The 17669-nt window shown below is 63.9% G+C and carries 17 protein-coding genes; 4 read left to right on the top strand and 13 right to left on the bottom strand.

Annotation, left to right across the window (positions count from 1 at the left end; translation table 11 throughout):
• Positions 1–32 precede the first annotated feature (32 nt).
• Positions 33–2315, bottom strand: coding sequence for an LPS-assembly protein LptD (locus tag FE851_RS11075; protein WP_409994484.1), 2283 nt, complete (start codon positions 2313–2315; stop codon positions 33–35).
• 166 nt (positions 2316–2481) lie between these two features.
• Here FE851_RS11075 and FE851_RS11070 point away from each other — a divergent pair, with 166 nt between their 5' ends.
• The 3 genes from FE851_RS11070 to ndk all read left to right on the top strand — a co-directional run bounded on the left by FE851_RS11070 (position 2482) and on the right by ndk (position 5024).
• Positions 2482–3927: a leucyl aminopeptidase gene (locus FE851_RS11070; protein WP_145202444.1), complete on the top strand. Its 1446-nt coding sequence runs from the start codon at positions 2482–2484 to the stop codon at positions 3925–3927.
• Between the two features lie 147 nt (positions 3928–4074).
• Positions 4075–4512, top strand: a complete 438-nt coding sequence (locus FE851_RS11065; protein WP_145202441.1) for a DNA polymerase III subunit chi — start codon at positions 4075–4077, stop codon at positions 4510–4512.
• An 89-nt stretch (positions 4513–4601) separates the two neighbouring features.
• Positions 4602–5024 (top strand): nucleoside-diphosphate kinase, encoded by a 423-nt coding sequence (gene ndk, locus FE851_RS11060; RefSeq protein ID WP_006953431.1) that lies wholly within the window; start codon positions 4602–4604, stop codon positions 5022–5024.
• Positions 5025–5093: 69 nt separating this feature from the next.
• On the opposite strand, the gene FE851_RS11055 is transcribed toward ndk, so the two are convergent.
• The 7 genes from FE851_RS11055 to FE851_RS11025 all read right to left on the bottom strand — a co-directional run bounded on the left by FE851_RS11055 (position 5094) and on the right by FE851_RS11025 (position 12219).
• Positions 5094–5738, bottom strand: a complete 645-nt coding sequence (locus tag FE851_RS11055) for a hypothetical protein (RefSeq protein ID WP_145202438.1) — start codon at positions 5736–5738, stop codon at positions 5094–5096.
• Between the two features lie 4 nt (positions 5739–5742).
• Entirely contained in the window at positions 5743–6417 is a 675-nt protein-coding gene (locus FE851_RS11050) for a glutathione S-transferase family protein (protein ID WP_019053396.1), read from the bottom strand.
• A gap of 724 nt (positions 6418–7141) precedes the next feature.
• A complete protein-coding gene (locus FE851_RS11045; protein WP_145202435.1) occupies positions 7142–7684 on the bottom strand; it encodes a phosphatase PAP2 family protein in 543 nt (180 codons plus the stop codon).
• A 58-nt stretch (positions 7685–7742) separates the two neighbouring features.
• Positions 7743–9848 (bottom strand): TonB-dependent receptor domain-containing protein, encoded by a 2106-nt coding sequence (locus FE851_RS11040; protein ID WP_261370902.1) that lies wholly within the window; start codon positions 9846–9848, stop codon positions 7743–7745.
• Between the two features lie 157 nt (positions 9849–10005).
• Positions 10006–10974, bottom strand: a complete 969-nt coding sequence (locus tag FE851_RS11035; RefSeq protein ID WP_186378805.1) for a FecR family protein — start codon at positions 10972–10974, stop codon at positions 10006–10008.
• A gap of 84 nt (positions 10975–11058) precedes the next feature.
• On the bottom strand, positions 11059–11604 hold the full coding sequence (locus tag FE851_RS11030) for an RNA polymerase sigma factor (protein WP_145202427.1): 546 nt from the start codon (positions 11602–11604) through the stop codon (positions 11059–11061).
• A gap of 99 nt (positions 11605–11703) precedes the next feature.
• Positions 11704–12219: a superoxide dismutase family protein gene (locus tag FE851_RS11025; protein WP_145202424.1), complete on the bottom strand. Its 516-nt coding sequence runs from the start codon at positions 12217–12219 to the stop codon at positions 11704–11706.
• A gap of 196 nt (positions 12220–12415) precedes the next feature.
• On the opposite strand from FE851_RS11025, the gene FE851_RS11020 reads away from it, so the two are divergent.
• Positions 12416–12862: a DUF2141 domain-containing protein gene (locus tag FE851_RS11020; protein WP_145202421.1), complete on the top strand. Its 447-nt coding sequence runs from the start codon at positions 12416–12418 to the stop codon at positions 12860–12862.
• 11 nt (positions 12863–12873) lie between these two features.
• Here FE851_RS11020 and FE851_RS11015 read toward each other — a convergent pair whose 3' ends face one another.
• From FE851_RS11015 to FE851_RS10995, 5 genes are read right to left on the bottom strand one after another with little or no spacing between them, the layout of a single operon-like run.
• The gene (locus tag FE851_RS11015; RefSeq protein ID WP_145202418.1) at positions 12874–13506 is read right to left on the bottom strand and encodes a class I SAM-dependent methyltransferase; all 633 of its coding nucleotides are present in this window, start codon (positions 13504–13506) and stop codon (positions 12874–12876) included.
• Complete coding sequence (locus FE851_RS11010; RefSeq protein WP_261370901.1) at positions 13506–14138, bottom strand: tetratricopeptide repeat protein; 633 nt, start codon at positions 14136–14138, stop codon at positions 13506–13508. Before FE851_RS11010 ends, FE851_RS11015 begins: the two co-directional genes overlap by 1 nt.
• Before the next feature lie 21 nt (positions 14139–14159).
• A complete protein-coding gene (locus tag FE851_RS11005) occupies positions 14160–14915 on the bottom strand; it encodes an SDR family NAD(P)-dependent oxidoreductase (RefSeq protein WP_145202415.1) in 756 nt (251 codons plus the stop codon).
• Positions 14902–16941, bottom strand: a complete 2040-nt coding sequence (locus FE851_RS11000) for an AMP-binding protein (RefSeq protein ID WP_145202412.1) — start codon at positions 16939–16941, stop codon at positions 14902–14904. Before FE851_RS11000 ends, FE851_RS11005 begins: the two co-directional genes overlap by 14 nt.
• Positions 16938–17480, bottom strand: a complete 543-nt coding sequence (locus FE851_RS10995) for a thermostable hemolysin (RefSeq protein ID WP_145202409.1) — start codon at positions 17478–17480, stop codon at positions 16938–16940. Before FE851_RS10995 ends, FE851_RS11000 begins: the two co-directional genes overlap by 4 nt.
• Positions 17481–17669: the final 189 nt, after the last annotated feature.

The raw sequence follows: 17669 nt of genomic DNA, 5'->3' as shown, positions 1-17669 counted from the left end.
CAGCCCTGACAGGGAAGCGGGAAGGGTGATCCTTATATGCCAATATTGCGGAAAGCTAGCCGAAGCTGGAAAGCATTGCCCTTTCGCGCGTCACCATTGGCCTGATAATCGCGCCGCCAGGTGATGCCGAGCGTCAGGCAATCATCCTCATAGGCGATGCCAAGGCGATGGCGGACCGGCTCATAACCATCGGCCATGCTGAGCGGATCTTCCTTTGCATCGGTCAGGTCGATCACGGTCGAGCCGAAGACCGACCAGAAGCGGGCGAACTGAACGCGCCCGCCCAGCCGCAATTCTTCGCGGTCCTGCAAATCCTCCAGCCCCGCCAGCGCATTGCGGTTGAGCCGCAGATAGCCGACCATGGCGTATGTATCCCTGCTGCCCACGGTCGCGTCCAGTTCGTTGCGCCGGACGGACAGATGATCCTTGTCCAGCCGGAAGCGGTGGGTGAAGCTGATGAAATCCTTGTAGCGGATCGTGGTGCGGCCAACGATGTCGGACGTGCGGTCCGACAGGCCCGTGCCGTCGGGCAGGATGCTGGTGCGGCTGTTGAGCCGATAGCTTTGCCCGACGATGCTCTGGAGCGAGAAGTCGGGCAGGGACAGGCTATATTCCAGCCCATAGGTGATGCGGGTCGAATCCTCGAACCGGTCATAGCCTGCGAAGCGATTGAGGGCGAAGAGGTTGCTGTCCTCCAGATCGACGGCGCGGGCATCTTCATTGGGTAGCCGCAGATTGGCGAGTTTGGGTGCCGCGACGATCTGGATGCGCGGGGTAATCCGCTGCACGCCGCCGAACGCCTCGCCCATGAACGGCCAGCGCAAGTCCACCGCCGCAGCGGCGATGCCGCGCGCCTGCCAGCCCGGTTCGCCCGCATAGCTGGCCGTGGGCGTCAGGTCATTGTCGCTGCTGTGATAGACGTCGCCGCGTAGATAGCCGGTGAAGGTCACTTCCTGGCCCATGCCGGTCAGGGTGCGCAGGTTCCATTCGGCCGCCGAGAAGGCGCGCTGCGTATCCTGACCATGGGTGCGCGTGATCGCCAGCGTATTGGCCTGCAATTGCAGCACGCCGCCCAGCAGCGGATCTTTCAGGCGCAGGCGATAGTCCATGACCGGCAGCGCAATCGGCGTCTGCCCCTGCGAATCGCCCGCGCGCAGGGTCTGCACCGCCCAGCCGCGCAAGGAGAAATAGCTGTTCTGGCCGATTCGCTGCGCGCCGATGGTCGAGCGCAGCCGGTCGTCGCGGTTGATGTCGTAGCGGCGCAGGAAGGTGCGGTCGCTGGCGACGCGAATCGATCCGTCGACGCTCCATTCCGGCGTCAGTTGCAGCGCGCCGCTGGCGTCGAGATAGCCGCGAAAATCCTTTTGCGACGCTGCGGGCGGGGTGCCCACGCTGCTGTCGCCGGTCGCGACGCGGCTGCCATAGGTGGCATAGCCGGTGATCTGATACGCGCCGCGATCATAGAGATGGCGGAAGGTCGTTTCGAGCATCGGCAGGCTGTCGGTATAGACATGCGGCGTGACCGTCAGGTCGCGATTGGGCGCAAGCTTGAAATAATAGGGCAGCGCGACTTCAAAACCATTGTTCCGGTCATAGCGCAGATTGGGCACCATCAGCCCGCTGCCGCCGCCTTCGCCGACGGGATGGGACAGGCCGGGCAGCGGGATGAGCGGCAGGCCGAACAGTTCGATATTGGCGTTGGTATAGGTGACCCGCTGGCGGGTCGGGTCATAGACAACCTTGACCGCGTTGATCTGCCATGTCGGTTCCTTGGGGCAGCCCTTGCTGTCCTCCACCGCGCAGCCGGTATAGGCGGCGCGATTGAGCGTGTAGAGGCCGTTGGTGCGCGTGCCGGTGGCCGCCGCCAAGCGACCGCCCGACTGTAGCACCAGCAAGATGTTGTCGACCAGGCCGTCCTTGAGCGTATCGGTCACGTCGAAGCGGTCGCCATAGGCGATATTGCCGTCGGGATCAGTGACGGAGACGTTGCCGATCGCTTCCACCTTGCCGCTGTTGCGATTCCACACGACCTTGTCGGCGCGCAGGCGATTGCCGTCGCGCAGCAACTGGACCGCGCCGCTGGCGGTGACGATGTCGCTATTGCTGTCATATTCCAGCGCGTCGGCGGAAAAGCCGATCTGGTCGTCGCTGGCCGGTACCGGCGCGTCGGGCGCGCTGATCGGCGCCTGCGGTTCGTTCAACTGCTGCGCCATGGCCGGGCTGGCGATAGCGAGGGACGTCAGGGCGCAACCGACCAGCAGGGCAGGACGCAATGTAAGGGATGCAGGGGGGATAGCCAAAAGGTCGGGCCTCATGAAGGGGCGGTATCAGCGCCTGCCTATCGCATTGCTTGGCGCGCGCCGCAATCGCCCTGCTGCGCTCTTTTCCAGCAAAATCGGTCGAACGCCTTTGCCAGACGGGGCAAGCCGCACTATTTGGCAAAGATTACGTCTTACAGCCCCATGCAGAAAAGGTCCCTTGATGGATATCGCGATCAGCCCGACCCGTCCCGATGCCGACACTCTGGTCCTGGCCATGCCCAAGGGCACGCCCGACCGCCTGCCGGTCGCCGCATCCGCGACGCTGGTGGCGGGCGCTGCGGCTGCGCGCTTTACCGGAGAAGTGGGCACGACGTTCGAGAGTTTTGTGGACGAGGGCGGCAAGGTGCTGCGCATCGTGCTGCTGGGCACGGGGACGGGGAGTGACGCGGACCTGGAGCGCGCCGGCGGCGCATTGACCGCCCGCCTGCTGACCAGCGGGGCGACCCATGCAGCGGTCGAATTTGTCGGCGGCGCGAGTGGCGCTGGCGCGGCGCGGCTGGCGCTGGGCGCGCTGCTGCGCGGCTGGCGGATCGACACATATCGCACCCGCCAGCCGGAAAAGGCCAAGCCGACGCTGACGACGGTGACGATCGTTTCGGCCGACGCTGGCGCGGCGTGGGAGCGGCATGCCGCCGTCGCGGCGGGTGTCGCGCTGACCCGCGAGCTCGTGTCGGAACCGGCCAATATCATCTATCCCGAAAGCTTCGTCGAGCGTTGCCAGCATCTGGCCGAACTGGGCGTGAAGATCAGCGTGCTGGACCGCCCGGCCATGGAAGCACTGGGCATGGGCGCGCTATTGGGCGTGGCGCAGGGTTCGGCGCGCGACGCGCGCTTGCTGGCGCTGGAATGGGACGGCACTGACGGCGCGGTGGAAACGCCGCTGGTGCTCGTCGGCAAGGGCGTGACGTTCGACACGGGCGGCATATCCATCAAGCCCGCCGCCGGCATGGAAGACATGAAGTGGGACATGGGCGGCGCGGGCGCGGTCGCCGGCGCGATCAAGGCGCTGGCCGGGCGCAAGGCCAAGGCGCATGTCGTGGGCATTTGCGGCCTGGTCGAAAATATGCCCGACGGCAATGCGCAGCGCCCCGGCGACATTGTGACGTCCATGTCGGGTCAGACGATCGAGGTGATCAACACCGACGCCGAAGGGCGGCTGGTGCTGTGCGACGCGCTGACCTGGGCGCAGAAAAACTACAAGCCCGATACGGTGGTCGATCTGGCGACGCTGACCGGCGCGATCCTGGTATCGCTGGGTGATCAATATGCCGGGCTTTTCTCCAACGATGACGGCCTGTCGGACGATCTGACCGCGGCGGGCAAGACGGCTGGCGAACCGCTTTGGCGCTTCCCGCTGTCCGACGCTTACAACAAGCTGATCGACAGCCCGATCGCCGACATGAAGAATATCGGTGGCCGCTATGCCGGGTCGATCACCGCCGCGCAGTTCATCAAGCGGTTCATCGACGATGGCGTCAAATGGGCGCATCTCGACATTGCAGGCATGGTCTGGTCCGACAAGCCCGGTGCGACGTTCGACAAGGGCGCGACCGGCTATGGCGTGCGGCTGCTCGACCAGTTTGTCGCGGACAAGTTCGAACGGTAAGATGCCCCCACGCCCGTTCGGGCTGAGCCTGTCGAAGCCTTGTCCTTCTTCGAAAAGAAGAACGACCCCCTTCGACTGCCTGCCAAGGCAGGCGCTCAGGACAGGCTTCGACAAGCTCAGGGCGAACGGAGTTAGGATTTTAAGGCCATGCAGGTCGATTTCTATCAGTTGAGCCGTGATCCCGTCGATCAGGTGCTGCCGGCCATCGCCGCGCGCATCCTGGCGATGGGCGCGCGCCTGCTGGTAGTGGCGCAGGAGCCGGACCGGCTGGAGCGGATTTCCGCCGGGCTGTGGAATGGCCCGCCCGACAGTTTTCTGGCGCATGGCCATACAGGCGAAGCGGGGGAGGGACATCAGCCGATCCTGCTCGGTACGTCCTGCGATGCCGCCAATGGCGCGCGTCATGTCGCGCTGGCCGATGGGTTGTGGCGCGAACAGGCGCTCGATTTCGACCGGGTTTTCCACTTCTTCGACGACAGCACGATCGAGCCGGCGCGGGCGAGCTGGCGGGCATTGGCCAAGCGCGACGGGATCGAATCCCGCTACTTCAAGCAGGACGGCCGCAAGTGGCTGCAAATGGCATAGCAGGGGCTTAGGCGAAGCCCCTTGCGGCCCGGCCCGGCCCCGTCTAAAGGCGCGCGCAGCATTTCCAACCATTCGGAGTATCGAGGGCCATGGCCGTCACGCGCACTTTTTCGATCATCAAGCCCGACGCGACCCGTCGCAACCTGACCGGCGCTGTCACCAAGATGCTGGAGGAAGCCGGTCTGCGCGTCGTCGCATCGAAGCGCATCCGCATGAGCCGCGAACAGGCCGAAGGCTTTTACGGCGTCCACAAGGAACGCCCCTTCTTCGCTGACCTCGTCGCCTTCATGATTTCCGGCCCCGTCGTCGTGCAGGTGCTGGAAGGCGAAAACGCCGTGCAGCGCAACCGCGACATCATGGGCGCGACCAACCCGGCCAATGCCGACGCTGGCACGATCCGCAAGGAACTGGCCGAATCGATCGAAGCCAATTCGGTCCATGGTTCGGACAGCGAAGAAAATGCCGCGACCGAAATCGCCTTCTTCTTCAAGCCGGAAGAAATCGTCGGCTAAAGCCCGTGATCCTATCGGTCTGAAAAAGCCCGGCCCTTCGGTGAAGGGCCGGGCTTTTTCATGGCTCTGCTATTTGCGGGCCGCCACCAGCGTGGACCAGCGGGTGTCGATTGCGGCCACAGGCGCCTTGCCGACATTGCGCGTCACCAGAGAGAGGCCGCGCAACGTCACGTCATGCCCCGACAGCCAGCGGCCCGCTATGCCATAGCCGATGTCGTAGATCGCGCTATCCTCCCGCGCTTCGCCATTGACGACGAAGCGCGTGGTGATGACGACCGGCAGCTTTTCATCGCCCACGCTGTTGTCGGGCAGCTTGGCCTTCGCCCTGGCCTTTTTGAGTGCGTCGTCGAACCAGTCTGCCTCGATCCGCGGCTCGCCTGTCGTGGATACCGGCGCAACGCCCAGCGCAGCAGGGAAGATGAGCGTCTGGCTCTGCACGATCTGGTCGGGCGCGGCAGGCTTCAGCACCAGCCGGTCGTCCCCGTCCGCCTTCGCCTCCAGCACCAGCTTGGCAGCGCGGGCCGAAGCCTGACGGCTTTCGCTGGCCTTGTCGGCGCGTGCATCGCGCTTGTCCGACCAGTTGAGATAAAGGGTCAGCGCGGAAATACCCACCGCCAAGACCGCCAGCATTTCACCCAGGCTGATCCAGCGGCGACGGATCGCGGCAGCTTCCTGTGCACGGGCTTCCTGGGGCGTGTCGGGTGCGTCGCTCATCGTTTCAGGCCACCTGCGGCGGCACCTCGAACCGGTCGATGACCCAATCTTCGGCCTGTGCGCCGCCAATCCACTCCTGCATCCAGGGGTGGGCGATGATGGCGTGCATATAGGCTTCGGCAAAGCGGGCCACGGGCAATTGATAGGTGATGAGGCGCGTGACCACCGGCGCGAACATGACGTCGGCCGCCCCGAACGGGCCGAACAGGAAGTCGCCTTCGCCGCCATGGCGGGCGCGGGCCTGCGCCCAGAGCTGCATCAGTCGCGCCAGATCCTGCTTGACCGCTTCGGATGGCGGTACCGCATCGTAAATCTGGCGGATGTTCATGCTATGCTCGCGGCGGAGCGCGGCGAAGCTGGAGTGCATTTCGGCCGCCATCGACCGGGCCATGGCGCGCGCGGCGGGATCAGCGGGCCAGAATTTCTCGTTCCCGGTTTTTTCATTAAGATATTCGACGATCGCCAGGCTGTCCCACACGACAATATCATCGCCGTCCCACAGGATCGGCACCTTGCCGGAGGAGGGGGCGAATTCGTCGCCTTCGCGCCGCTTTTCCCACGCTTCGTCATAGAGGGGGACGACCGCCTCTTCAAAGGGCAGGCCGGACAGCTTGCACGCCAGCCAGCCGCGCAGCGACCAGCTCGAATAGGCTTTGTTCCCGATAAACAGCTTCATCATGCACCCGCTTTAGCCGGAGCGGCGCGCAGAAGTCGAGGGGCGGGACAGCAGCGACGAAACAGGATTATGGAGCCGAGCCGGAATCCAATGCAGAATAGATCTACTTTAGTTTTCAATTATGTAATGAAAATGAGATGAGCGATAAGGCCCCCAGAACGGCCCCAGTTCGTTCTTGCTGGAATCGGGAATCTCATTGGATTCTCAGTTACTTATATCACAAGGGCAGGCACAAGGGAACGGACCATGAATAGAACTGCGTAGGCGGATCAAATAGGGTAGCTGCCAGTATCCATGGCGAGCTTGCTCACCGGCTGACGATCCCACTCTGTCTTTTCGTCGGGTTTTGCTAATGGCCGACAAGCGAACGTCGCTTTGGAGGGGGGCGGATAGCTGCCGTTCGCGTTGCGTCGCTTCCGGTAGCAGTCGACCAGATCACGCCATTCCCGTTTCCTTCGAGAAGGGCAGGTTTGTGCCTCGAAGCCGACATTTGCTCCTGATCCTCGATCTCCGGGTAGCGAGCACGGTTAGTCGTTTGCATGATGATGGCATATCTCCGTGCAGGAGCAGGAGCCGCAACCTGCGCAATGTCTCGCTGATACCTGTAATATGCTCGATCGACAGCGCTCGGCAGCGCAGCCCGCGTTCGAGTCTGAACGTTCAAGAGGGCCGATCCGGACAAGCCCGTAAATATCGGAGCGGCTTCAACTGCCTTGCGCGCGGACGGTTAAAAATTTGCGCGTAGCGCCAACCCGCCGCCTCCCGCGCCGCCCCAAGCGGATAGATCGATCGCGCGACCAGCACGGCGAGTGAGCAAGAGGCCCGATGCCGATCCAATCGCGGCTCCCGCGGCCACATCATACCAATGATGCCGCTTCGCCTCGACCCGCGCCACGCCGACGAAGCTGGCCAGCGCGAAAGCTGACAGCCCAACTTCCCAGCCATAGCGGTTCTCAAGAGAGGCAGCGGCGGCAAAGGCGAAGCTTGTATGGCCCGACGGAAAGCTGTGATGGTCGCTGCCGTCGGGGCGTCGCTCATCGACCAGTGTTTTTAGCGCGAACGCACTCCCTGTGCCGAGCGCCATGCTAAGGCCGGCCTGTTCCATTCCAGCGCCATCGGATTTGGCCAGCGGAACGCCGAACGCGAGCGCCGCCACCGCGCCGGCGGCAGCCGTGCTTGCCTGGTCCCAATGATGGAGCGATTTCGCTTCACCCGGCGAAGCCACGATCATCGCTCCGGCCAACGCCGCAACCCAAAGTCTTTTGTCCATCCCCGTCTCCCCCGATCCGAGGCAGGACGGCACCGACGATTGAGCACCCCAGTCGCGTTCAGAAATTCTTCTGTAATCGCAAAGTCAGCGTTCTGGGCTGCATCGGCGTGCGTTGGGCGATCAGGCGCACCGTGAAGGGGTTGCCATAGCCGAAGCTGTCTTCACGCTGATCAAAAAGATTGGCGATCGTCAGCGCCGCCTTCCAATCGCCGCGCGACAGTTCGGCGCCGATGTCACCGACCCAGAAATCCCCCATCGATCGGTTAAGGGCGGGATCGAAGCTAAGCCTGGCGGAGCCGGTATAGCGAGTTGAGATGAACCCGCCGACGGTCGCTACGCCGACAGGCCGGCTATAGGAGAGTTTGAGGCCTCCGGCATGATCTGGGAGCACCGGCAGGCGACTATCATCGCCAAGGATATTGGCCGCCGCCGACGGGCGGTAAAGCCGTCCGTGCTGAAGCGTGAGATTACCCTCCAGCCGAAACGGCTCGATGCGCAGCATGGCCGAGAGTTCAGCGCCGATATTGCGCGCGCGCCCGGCATTGATGGTCCTGACCAGGCTGTCGGTCCCCAGCGTGTCGCTCTGGACATTCTCCCAGCGGAGACCGAACAGACTGCCGTTCAAAAGGAGATGGCCCCTGGCTAGCGTCAGACGCCAGCTCAGTTCCAAGCTCTTAAGCTCGTCCGACAGAAAAAACCGGGCAGCGGGATCACCATCTGTATTGATGCCGCCCGGTCGCACCGCGCTCGCGTACCGCAGCCAGACGACGCCCCGATCGAGCAGATGCCAGGATAGGGTCAGGCTCGGCGTAATCCCATTTTTACGCGCCCGCCGCCTGGCTTGGCCATCCTGCTCATTATCGACGCGGGCGAAATATGCGCGCGCGCCGACGGTCGCCGACCAACTTGTCCCTAGGGGCTGCGTCATCTCGCCAAACAACGCCATCTCAAGACTGTCATCATGCTGTGAAAGAAGCGGGACAGGAGGCGACGTTGCTGGCAAGAAACTGTCCTCCAGCGTGTTTTCGGCTTGCAACATGGTGAGCCCCGCGACCCAAGGCCGGCGGGATGCTGCATCGCTCAGGCGGATCTCCTGAGTCACGAGACGCAGGAGACGATGTTCCTCGAAGCCCAGAGGGGACGCAAGGTCTAGCGCGCCTTCTCGCGAAGTCGCATCATAGATGCTGCCGAACTCATGGGTCACATAAGCGGTTGAGGAGGTCAGCTCGAGTGCGCCCAGCTTGCCGCGCACAGTCGCCGTCGCAGCCAGAAAGTCATTGTCATGCGGCTCGGCCCGCGCCGTGCTCCGTTCAAGGCCGCGAAAGGCATATTGGCTGTCGCGGACGTTGAGCCATTGGGTCGTAAGGCCGACATCGGCGCGCCAACCATCGGTGATCTGCCACCCCAGCATCGCGCGCGCGCCGGAACGGCGACTTCGGTTCACATTCGACGCGCCGCGCGCTGGATCGTCGATCCAGCCTCCGCCCTGATCGCCATATATGGCGAGCCTGAGACCCAGCCGGTCGGGAATGAGCGGTGCGTTGATTACACCTTCGATCGCGCCGCCCGGGCCGCCATGCGCGACCAGACTGCCCTCGATTGCCGCCACGCCAGACCAGTTCTGCAAGTCGGGCTTGTTGGGTATGATCCGAATGATACCCCCCAACGCGCCAGACCCGTAAAGCGCGCCCTGTGGTCCCCGAAGCAGTTCGATACGGTCGATGTCGAGGAGGCGCAGGTCGGGATCAGGGGTCGCATAGCTGACCCGCGCATCGTCCAGATAGAGATTGACCGTCGATTGCGTCGAACCGTTGAACGCGCTGTCGGCAACGCCCCGCAGGAAGATGCGATCGCGGCCTGGTCCCAGATTGGTCGTAAACACCCCTGCGGTAAAGGCGAGCGCATCATGGATGCCGCGGCGGGCGGTCATCTGGCTCGTCATGTCGGGTTGGATCACGCTGATCGCAATGGGCGCGTCGCTCAGCAGTTCATCGCGCTTGCGACCCGTGACCACGATGTCGTCAAGCGAGATCGCGACGGAGGCCTTGGCCGGCGCTGACAAATTGACCGGCTGCCGTTCGAGACGCCATATCGTCGGCCCAACTCGGACCGCTCGGAGGCCCGAACCCTTCAGCAGGCGCGCAAGCGCTTCTTCAGGTTCCATGGTCCCGCGGACGCGCGGGGTGGGATGTGGCGGGATTGCCCCCGCCATGCCCACCGATATGCCGATCTGGCTAGACAGTTCCGTGAGCGCTGATTGCAGTGAGCCGGCCGGTATATCTACTTTGCGTGGCGCCGCGAGCGCGACACCGTGAGACAGGCTAGCGAGTGCCGCTGCTGACCAGGCGAACCGAACCGCCCGCATCCACGGCCTTGACCGGAAGAACCGCTTCGATCTGTTGGACAAGTCCAGCACCATCCCTGATCGCAAGCACCCCCGAAACCCGCAAGTCGCCAATCGCCGGATCGACGACTACCGGGCGACCGACATAGCGGGTCAGATCGTTCGCGACCAGTGCCAGCGGCGTCGCCTGATAAACGAGTTGGCCGCTCCGCCATGAACCAACGCTCGCGCTGGCGACAGGGCTGACCTTTGCCTCGCCGGTCGGCATCACGATATCGATTCGTTTGCCAGCGACGATCGATGTGCCATCGCCATTCTTCGGCGCCACCATCAGCTTGCCTTCGCTGACGGCGACGCCAAGCCTTTGGGGCGTCATCACAAGGTCGAAAGTCGTGCCGATATCGCGAACCTCATAGTCTCCGGCCTGAATCAGGAAGGAGCGCGAAGGGTCGTGGCGCACATCGAAATAGGCCGCTCCACCCTGCATCTCGACCCTGGGCGACGGACCGTCTGCCAAGGCAAGGCGTGAATTGCGGTCGAGCAGAATATGGCTTCCGTCCTTGAGGTCGATCATCCGGGTCTGGGTGGGTCCGGTGCTGTAGGCCACCATCGGAACGGTGGGGGCCGTCGCCATCTTCGGCACGAAAAGTACGGCAATTGCGACTGCCGCCGCCATTCCGCCGCCGATCCACCAGTGACGTCGCGCACCGAAAACGGGCTGCTCGTCATCCACATCATTGGCGGGCAGGCCGGCGATGATCGCATCACGCCGGGCTTCGATCTCGGCATCGAGCAACGCTATGGCGTCATAAGCGTCGCGATGCGCCGGATCGGCATCGAGCCACGCGCCGAAAGCCTCCCAATCCATATCGGGCGATTCGAGCCGCGCGTGCCATTCAGCCGCTTCGCTGTGGATCCGTCCCTGTTGTTGCTCAGTACGGGTCATGTTGACCTCCAAACGCCCCATCCGTTTTCCAGCAAAGAGACGCCGCCATCGACAGACCACCCCAGTTGCTTTTCCTTGTCACCATCATTCGAGCGCCGCCCGCAAATGACGCAGCGCTACCGCGATATGTTTTTCGACCGCGCTTCTGCTGATTCCCAGTTCCGCAGCGACTTCGCTGTGGCTCAGCCCATCGAGCTTGTGACGACGAAACACGCGGCCAGCGCCGGGCGGCAGCGCCTCGATGGCCGTTGCAAGCCGCCGCGCGCGCAGACGGCCATCGACGATGTCATGGGGAGAAGGGCTGTCGTCAGTGGCTTCCCCGCTCCGTTGTTCGATCGAGACGTCGGACCAGCCCTGCTCGCGCCTGCCCCGGCGTTGTCGCTCGCGAATGCGATCCAGCACGATATTCATGCCGACCCGGTGCAGATAGGCAAGCGGGTTGACGACCGGCCCGGTGTCGGCGCGTGCGACATGCAGCCAGATTTCCTGCACGACATCCTCGGCCTCCGCCGCGCTGCCGGTGCGGCTGGTGAAGAATCGGATGAGCTGGTGCCGGTTCGCCACAAGAACGGCCGTCAGGCCGCCAGCGTCGTCATTTTCGTTTTCGACGGTGGACCTCCTGGTCTCCATACCGGATATCGCTTTCGCTTCTCCGGCATGTTGCCCATCAAGATAGAAGAAGTCGCGCAGAAAATTCCTGCGTCCATACCCACCGTTCAAGGCGCAGCCTTAACGTATTTCTGCACAGGCGACCCGATTTCCCGCCCCGCCGATCGGCTGGGTGGTGTAGTCGTCGGGACTGGCATGGATGACGAGCGCCGATCCGTCCGTATCGAGCAGGTTCGCGCGGGCGGTTCCGGCCTGCAAGGAGACGAAAGGAGAGAAGAACTCGGCCGTGGCAGTCCCATCGGGACCGGCGAAAAGATTGGGAAGATCACCAAAGTCGTTGCCGGCCGGGTTCAGCAGGCCATGGATGGCGGGCATCATCATATGCACATGACCGCCGGCCGACTTGAACATTGCATCGGAGCAATCGGCCTTTTCGTGGAAATGGGCGGCGTGCCAGCCCGGTTTCAGGCCATGGGCTTCGACCCGCACGATTACGCCCCTTGGCCCATCGGTCAGCGTCACCTGCCCGCCAGCGCCGTCGGCCGCGCCCTTCAGCGGATAAGTGCCGGCGAGCGCGGCCGGCGCGGCTGTCATGAGGGCAAGGGCAGAGATGAGAAGGATGGACGTGCTGGACATACGCGATCTCCATGGCAGGGTTTGGGACAAAGCCAACGTCGCCAGACGCCACCACCGCATCGCCCCCTCAGTCCGCCGGCATGCACCTTCTGAAAAATTCGTCTTGTGCAAGGCCCGCCGAGCTGTGGCGGTAGAGCGCTGGCGGCGTCCTGATCTCGATCGGCCGCAAGCGGTCGGAAAAGATGGGAGCTGCGTTATGGTTCGTTTCGATACCGGTCAGACGATCGGGCTTCTCTGTGCGGCGGCGACCAGCCTCTGGCTGCTCGCATCACCGGCCCAGGCTGGCGAACTGGACGTCAAGGCCCAGCACATCGCGCCGGGATCGGGTTCGATCCATGTCGTGCTCTATCGCGGCGCGGCCGGGTTTCGTCATGAGGATCGCGCGTTCCGCGTGCTCAAGGCGCCGGCGAATTCAGCCACAGCGTCGGTCCGGTTCGAGGCGCTGCCACCGGGGGACTATGCAGTGATGGTCTATCATGATGCCAACGCCAACGATAAGCTCGACCTGCGCTTCGGCATGTTCCCGGCCGAAGGTTGGGGCCTGTCGAACAACCCCAGGGTGATGGGGCCGCCCAGCTTCAAGGCTTCAAAGGTTACCATGGACGATCAGAGCAAGTCGATCATGATCGATCTGCATTATTGAACTGACAAGGGTCAATCCGCATAAGCGAGCGCGAAGAGACCGGTGATGCCGGGGGCGACGGCTCTCTCTTCGATAGTGATGCGTGCGGGAGCGAAACCGCCATCGATCAGCGCGGCTCGCAACTCCCCTTCGTCATACAGCCGGTGCAAACCTTCCCGCGTGAACGACCATCGCTGCATGCTGTCCCGGTCGGTGACATAGGCGACGAGACGCCCGCCTGGCCGCAGCGCCTGGCGGATCGCCCGGATCATCGCGCCGTCCGGGCCGCAGAAATAAAGGATGTTGAGAGCGAGGGCGGCGTCGATGCTGGCGGGCGCGCATGGTAGCGCCTCCAGCGCCGCCTGATACACCGCGACCGCGCGCCCCTTGCTCGCCTTCGCCAGTCGTGAGCGCACGCGGCGGACCATCGTGTCCGATTGATCGATGGCGACGATCCGGCAGTCCGCCCGTCGCAGCATCGCTTCGCTGGCAGCACCCGTCCCGCAGCCGGCATCGAGCACGGTCTCCCCGGCAACAGGCGCCAGCAGATCGACCGCCATCCGCAACGGCGCGCGGTTGGCCAGGTCCATCGCCGCGCCACACAGTGCGCCTGTGACCCCGCTCGGCATGGCGAGCTGTCGGGCGAGCGCGGCGGCGAAACCCATCAGCCGATTTTCCGCAGCAAAGCCTGCACTTCGCCCCGTCGACCAGCATCCCAGACGGGGCGGGCTGGATCGTGGGGCGCATGGAGTGCCTTCACCAGCGCCGCCTTCGCGCCGGCCTTGTCGCCTTGATCGTACAGATAGTCGCCCCAGAAATAATTGGCGTCCAGCCCGTCCGGATCGAGCGCCAAGGCTTGCTGAAGCAACTGACGGGCGCGGGCTTTGTCGCCAAAGCCGATCGGCGATCCGGGTACCTTGTAATAGAGTACGCCAAGGCTCATCGCCGCGCCGCCATTGCCAGCGCGCGGATTGATGGCATAGGCGCGGGCAAGGATGTCGCGGGCGCGGGTGGCGAGGCCGAGCTTATGAAAGATGTTGGCGCGATTGGCCTGTTCGCTGACCACGATCCCCTGCCACAACAGCGGGTCGGCCTGGCCGGGATAGCGCGCGACGGTCACATCGGCCAGATGGGCAAGCTTGTCCAGCGCGGTCGTCTGATGGCTCGAACCATTCATCTGGTAGGAAATGCGCGCCCAGTTGTCGTTGATGACCTTCACTTCATCGGGCATTGCGGCGGAAGCAGCGACCGGCAGGGCCATGGCGAAGGCCGCTACCAACACGGCATATGACTTCATGTTTTTCTCTCCTATGTTCGATCAACGAAATTCAGCGCGCGCGCGCCGGATTTGCGGGGCGATGCCATTGTCGATGAGGCGCGGCGCCAGCGCGTTCACGATCGCGTAAAGCCGCTCCATCCAGCCGATGGTGACCGTCTGGCGCCGCAGGACGATCGCCTCGACGATCCGCTGCGCGACCATCTCCGGCGCGTCGGCCTTCATGTTGGTGATGGCGAGGAAGCGGTTGACATCGCTGTTGTTGAGCGGAGTCTTGGCGGCGCGCGGACTGACATGGGTGACGGCGACGCCGCTTCCCGCCAGCTCACGCCGCAGGCTTTGGCTCAACGCGGCCAGCCCGGCCTTGCTGCTCGAGTAGGCAGCGAACCAGGGATAGGGGATCGCGCCCAGCACCGAACCTATGTTGACGATCTGGCCATGACCACGCGCGCGCATCGGCGCGGACACCGCCTGGGCCAGGACCGCCGGGACGTAGAGGTTCACGCGATAGCACAGGGCGAGCGCCTCGCTCGGCTGATCCTCGTGCAGGCCAAAGCGCATGACCCCTGCAAGGTTCACCAGAATGTCGGGCGTCTCGTCCGCAAGCCGTCCAGCGAGCGATGCAAGCGCCGCTTCATCGGACAGGTCAGTGACGATGCTCTCATCACAGCCGACGCAGTCGACCCGGTCGATGCCCACGACATAAGCGCCCCGTTCCCGAAGCAACCGCGTAAGCGGAACGCCTAGCCCGCCCGCCGCGCCGGTTACGGCGATACGCTTGCCGTCAAGCCGCTGCACGATCATCCTCCATCGGTATGGCAGCGAACAGGCCGCCGAACATGTCGAACATGTCGTTCGCCATTGCAATGATCGCATCTTCGTCAGCCACGTCGTCGAGGCCGTTCACCAGCTTCTCGAAGAAGCGCATATGTTCCTGGTCGAGCGCGCCGTGCGAGGTCAGATAGGTAAAAGCTGTTTCCGGCAGGCCAAGGCTCGCTCGCACCGCTTCAGCGCCGTTGCTCGCGAGCGCGATGCTGGTGCCCTCGAGCACGAACACCATACCGAAAAAGGCGGCCGGATTGCCGTCCTGGAGCGTCGCATAGGCATGATCGACCATGCGCGCGGTAGCCGACGACGGGCCGTCCCGCACGACCGCATCGGTATCGCCCCCCGCCGCGCGGATATCATTCAGGATCCACTGTTCGTGGCCTTCCTCCTCCGCGATATAATCGTCGAGCGCCTCTACGAGCATGGGCTTTGCCGCAAGCCCCGATCGCGCCAGTCGCATCAGCGGCACGGTATGGCTGACGTGATGATAGGCTTGTGCGAGATAGGCGAGATAGGTGGTCCGGCTGATGCGCCCGGCAAGACCCGCCTGAAGCTGAGGCACTGACAAGAGCCGCGCGCGGGCTGGCGCTGTTTCGGCACAAAGACGATCGAAGAAAGGGCGGACCTCCAGGCGGGCGAGTATCGCCGCCCGGCGCAACCGGCCATTGGGGGTCAGCGTAGCGTCGGCAGGGGTGAAAGGGTGGCTGGGCTGCCAGAGCCCGATTCGCGCATAGGCCGGCAAGGCAGCATTGGCCGCGGCCACCCCCGCCGCGATATCGGCATCGCGTGCGGAGGGTACGATCAGCGCGCGCAAACGGCTTTCCCCATCGCCATAGACCATCGCCTGAGCGATCTGGGGCTGGGCGACCAACTGCGCCTCAACCCATTCCGGCGCGACGTTTCGACCGAAGCTGGTGATGATAAGGCTCGATTTACGCCCGACGATCGAAAGCCGGCCTTGTTCGTCGACAGTGCCAATGTCGCCGGTGTGAATGGGACCATCCGCGCGAGGGTGACCGATCGTGCCGAGATGGAAGTGCCCGGTAACGACGATCTCTCCATCAGACGCCAGAGAGATGCTGGCATGGTTGAGTGGATGACCGACGGTGCCGCGGTTGCGATCACCCAGCGCTTCCAGCGAAACCACTGACCCGCACTCGGTCAATCCATAGCCCTGCACCACCGGAAGACCGATCCGGTCGGCGCGCTCGATGATCGACAGAGGCACCCGAGACCCGCCGACGGCGACGAGACGGAGCTTGTCGAGCCGGTTTCGGGTGCGTTCGAGATGATCGACGATGCGCGCCAGATATTCGGGCACGAGAATGAGGCTGGTCGCATGGCTTGCGTCGATCGCCGCCACCAACTGCGCGTCGTTGATCGCGAAGGGATTGGCGAGTCCGACAGCAGCGGCCGGTCGAACGAGATAGCTTCCGCCGGCGAGGAGGGTTGCATAGAGACCGGCTACATTCTCCAACAGCACCGCCAGCGGCAGCACGGGGAAATGGACATCCGCCAATCCTTCGCCAAGGCGTGCCACGATCGCCTGCGCCGTGTCCAACATGAGGCGATCGTCCAGGCAGATGCCCTTCGGCTCACCGGTCGAACCAGACGTGTAGCTGATCTTGGCCGTGCCCGCCGGGATGGCGGCGACAGGGTGGTCGAACAGCACCATGCCCGTGCCCGTAATAGACCCCGCCGCTCCCGCATCGGCAAGCGCTGCTGCACGCTGCGCCGGCATGAAAAAGGGCGGCAACGGAATATTCGGCCGTCCAAGTGACAGCAATGCGAGATCGGCGATCACCCAATCGATGCCATTGTCGCGTTCGATCGCGACTGGACCGGGTCCAGGGATCGCGTCGCCGATCATCACGGCCATCGCCGCGACGGCGCAGGGCAAATCCCTATAGAGAAGCCTGCGCGATCCATCATCGAGCGCGACCCGATCAGCATCCTGATCGGCTCTGGCGAAGATCGCCTCGAGCAGGGCGCTCATGGGCGTTCTCCCGTCACAAAGGCTTTCAGGGCGGCGGACCCCGCCGCGATGTCGCCGGCGCAGACGAAAGGCTGGGTCTCGTAATAGCGGCCCCAATCATGCCGTGCGGCACCTCGCAGAAGGGCAGGATCAGCTTTGGCCAGTTCGACGAACGGCAAGCCCACGCGCGCGAACATCCTTCGCAGCGGCAGGGTGAGTGTGGCCACCGCGACGCGATGCTGATCGGACAGGCTGACCGCGGCCTCGCCCCACAATCTCAGCATTGCCGGGGTCGGGGCCGCAGCGAGGCAGCCAATCTCTACGATGTCTCCCCGCACGACCTGGCGGCCAAATGCCATGGAGACCGCTGCTTCTATTGGCAACTCCAGATAGGTCTCCAGAAACAGCGTTTCGTCCGCGGCGCGACGCACCGCCAGCGCCGCCATCGGCTGTTCGGACCGGGCGTGGACGACATGCCATTGCCCATAATCCATACAGGGCTTGGCCCCATGCTGCGCCGCATATCGATCCGCTACAAAGGTCCGGACAGCTTCACTCATCGCCACACTCACCTGGTTTCGTCGGAGCGACGGCGCTGCGTGGCGAGCACCACAGTAGGCTCAGAAAATATTTTACTCGCTGGAGGGTCGCCTCACGGCGGACAGGATATCGAAGACGGGGATGGCGGTACTGGTGCGCTCAAGCCCAAGCATCGCAAGATCGATTTTGTGATGCGCGGTCCGCTGATT

Source organism: Sphingobium sp. B2 (assembly GCF_007693735.1).
GTDB classification, from domain to species: domain Bacteria; phylum Pseudomonadota; class Alphaproteobacteria; order Sphingomonadales; family Sphingomonadaceae; genus Sphingobium; species Sphingobium xenophagum.
Note: the sequence above shows the minus strand (reverse complement) of the source record. Positions and strands in the feature narration are given on the sequence as shown.